This window comes from Comamonas aquatica NBRC 14918, assembly GCF_000739875.1.
Classification (GTDB): domain Bacteria; phylum Pseudomonadota; class Gammaproteobacteria; order Burkholderiales; family Burkholderiaceae_C; genus Comamonas; species Comamonas aquatica.
This window is the reverse complement of the sequence record NZ_BBJR01000099.1, coordinates 1-2,829: the sequence shown is the minus strand read 5'-3', so window position 1 is coordinate 2,829 and position 2,829 is coordinate 1. Positions and strand designations below refer to the sequence as shown.

Genomic DNA, 2,829 nt, shown 5'->3' with positions numbered 1-2,829 from the left:
GATCAGGTCGATGTCCTGCATCAGAGCATCCAGCAGTTAGCGCACACCCTGAGTGAAATGAAAAATGCCGGCCGTGTCGAGGCATTGAGGGCTGGCATCGACAAGTTGCAACATTTGCAGGCGGATCTGCTGGGATTGCTGCCGCCAGATCAGAAGCCGGATTGATGCCATGCATGGGACAAAGGGTTGACGTGCAAGAGGCTGATCCACCCATCGGCGGCGCCACGGGCGCGCAGGACACTATGCGCTGGGTGGCTTCGCAATTGCCTCGGCAATCCAGGTGTAATCGAGTCGTCTTCTCGGACTCCCCGTTCCATTAACGTTTCATTGAAAGAGAGAGCAACGCTTATGCATAAGGAATCTGGCCACACGGCCCTTGACGAGATGCGCTCCCAGTGGCGGTTGATGACGGTTTACGAGCGCTTCGAGCAGGTCGTCGCCCTCGTTCTGTCGGCGGTAATTGCCGTCATCATCGTGGTGTCGCTGTTCCAGCTCATCGCCATCGTCTTCACGCTGCTGGTCCTCGATGCCTTCAATCCCCTGGATCACAAGGTATTCCAAAGTGTGTTCGGCATGATCATGACGCTCTTGATCGCGATGGAGTTCAAGCATTCCATCGTGCGCGTGGCGCTGCGTCGGGACAGCATCATCCAGGTCAAGACCGTGATCCTCATCGGTCTGATCGCGCTGGCGCGCAAGTTCGTGATCCTTGACCCCGAGGCGAGCCCCGCAAAGATAGCCGCGCTGGCAGGCGCCACGCTGGCTCTGGGTGCGACCTACTGGCTGCTGCGCAAGCGCGGCGACCGCGCCGCCGAGACCTCTGAGCATGACCCGTCATCATCCCAGTGATCCGCGCACGGCGCTGTTGCAACACCGCTGGCTCAACCGCCTGCAGACCGGGCTGTTGGTCCTGACCCTGGTCGGGATCGCAGCCGCAGCAGGGAGACTGTCGTTTGGGGAAGGCGGCCTGTGGCTCGCGCTGTTTGCCGTTGCAGGTGCGTTGCTGCTGGAACCGGTAGCCGTGTCGGCGCTGAGCTTGCGCCTGTACCGCGTACGGGCCTTGCACCCGCAAGAAGCGCCCGAGATTTGGGCCATGTTGCGCGAACTGTCCGCCCGTGCCGGTTTGTCCGCCACGCCGGTGCCGCACTACGTGCCCAGCGGCATCGTCAATGTCAATGCCTTTGCCACCGGCTCCAGGCGCCTTGCCTCCATTGCCCTCACGGATGGTCTGCCCGGCTGGGGAAATCCCGAGCCGTCTTGGTTGCGCACGCATACGGCGGCAGAGGATCGTATCGCGCGCCTGATGGAGTTGGCGCCTCAGCCATCGCAGACCCTGCCGTTCCAAACGGATTATCTCGTGCCAAGGTCGTTCGCCCCGATGTGCCCACCACGCCGGGGCCTGAGCGACCTTTGGCGCTAAATCACTCGAAGGAGCCTCCGTCATGTCTTCCCCCGGTCCTTACCCACAACGCCCAGCTCCGGATCATTTCGTCCGGCGGTGGCTCGTCATCACTGCGTGCGTTGCAGCACTCATGCTGTTTTGGCAATTCCTGCCCGCCATCGAAGCCTGGTTCAGCCCGCGCCAAGCCGCTGAGCGCACCGTCACGCCGCGTGGCGATCTGGCCGCTGACGAACAGGCCACCATCGAGTTGTTCGAGAAATCCCGGGCATCGGTGGTCTACATCACGACGTCCCAACTGGTACGAGATGTCTGGACGCGCAACGTCTTTTCTGTGCCGCGCGGCACGGGTTCGGGTTTTATCTGGGATGACGCCGGTCATGTTGTTACCAACTTTCATGTGATTCAGGGGGCGTCGGAGGCCACGGTCAAACTGGCCGACGGCCGCGATTACCAAGCCGCGCTGGTCGGAGTGAGTCCGGCCCACGATATCGCGGTGCTCAAAATCGGCGTCGGCTTCCAGCGCCCGCCCGCCGTTCCGGTCGGCACCAGCGCAGACCTCAAGGTGGGACAAAAGGTGTTCGCCATCGGCAACCCCTTCGGCCTGGATTGGACACTCACCAACGGCATCGTGTCCGCGCTAGATCGATCGCTGCCCGGAGAATCCGGCGGAGTGACCATCGAACACCTGATTCAAACCGATGCCGCTATCAACCCCGGCAACTCGGGTGGGCCGTTGCTCGATTCCGCCGGCCGCCTGATTGGCATCAACACAGCGATCTACAGCCCTTCCGGTGCATCGGCTGGGATTGGCTTCGCCGTACCGGTGGACACGGTCATGCGTGTGGTGCCACAACTCATCAAGACAGGAAAATACATCCGCCCGGCGCTTGGGATCGAGGTAGACGAGCAGCTCAACCGCCGATTGCAGGCACTGACCAGTACCCAAGGCGTGTTCGTGCTCCGTGTCGCCCCTGGCTCAGCGGCGCAAAAGGCGGGCCTGAGCGGTATCACCGTTGGCCCCGAAGGCATCGTGCCGGGAGACCGTATCACAGGCATAGGTGGCGCTCCCGTCGACGATGTCGCCAAGCTGCTCGCACGGCTTGACGACCAAAAGGTGGGGGATGTGGTTGTCTTGTCAGTTGAGCGGGCCGGTAAGCCAAGGGAGGTGCGCGTGGAGTTGCAACCTGGCGCCTGATCTGAAGTTGAGAACTTCTGGGGATCGGTAAAAAATAACGATGGATGCATCAAGTATTCGAGCCGAAGAAACTTGATGCCCTACACTTTGGTTGCCAAGGCTTTTTGCTTTTGGGCTCGGACCTCTTCTTGCGCTAGTCCTTATATCGGCAGCAGCTAGCACCTCAGTTCTCGACGCACAGCAGAAGATCACGCTTGCATCTTGAGCCGCCGGTAAGTAGCGGCGGGCTGTA

At 61.2% G+C, this 2,829-nt stretch carries 3 protein-coding genes; all 3 read left to right on the top strand.

The annotated features are described in order from the left end of the window. Positions 1–348: 348 nt before the first annotated feature. The 3 genes from psiE-GI to CA2_RS17030 are packed head-to-tail and all read left to right on the top strand — an operon-like array spanning position 349 to position 2,597. Positions 349–849, top strand: a complete 501-nt coding sequence (gene psiE-GI, locus CA2_RS17040; protein WP_003052334.1) for a heat resistance protein PsiE-GI — start codon at positions 349–351, stop codon at positions 847–849. Beyond that, positions 827–1,420, top strand: a complete 594-nt coding sequence (locus CA2_RS17035; protein WP_042420334.1) for a M48 family metalloprotease — start codon at positions 827–829, stop codon at positions 1,418–1,420. Before psiE-GI ends, CA2_RS17035 begins: the two co-directional genes overlap by 23 nt. Before the next feature lie 22 nt (positions 1,421–1,442). Further along, positions 1,443–2,597 carry a S1C family serine protease gene (locus CA2_RS17030; RefSeq protein ID WP_034383486.1) on the top strand — a complete coding sequence of 385 codons (1,155 nt, stop codon included), beginning with the start codon at positions 1,443–1,445 and terminating at the stop codon, positions 2,595–2,597. Positions 2,598–2,829 lie beyond the last annotated feature (232 nt).

Bases quoted from the DNA above. Each gene is read 5' to 3' on its own strand.
- psiE-GI (WP_003052334.1), top strand. From the start codon at position 349: ATGCATAAGGAATCTGGCCACACGGCCCTTGACGAGATGCGCTCCCAG.
- CA2_RS17035 (WP_042420334.1), top strand. From the start codon at position 827: ATGACCCGTCATCATCCCAGTGATCCGCGCACGGCGCTGTTGCAACAC.
- CA2_RS17030 (WP_034383486.1), top strand. From the start codon at position 1,443: ATGTCTTCCCCCGGTCCTTACCCACAACGCCCAGCTCCGGATCATTTC.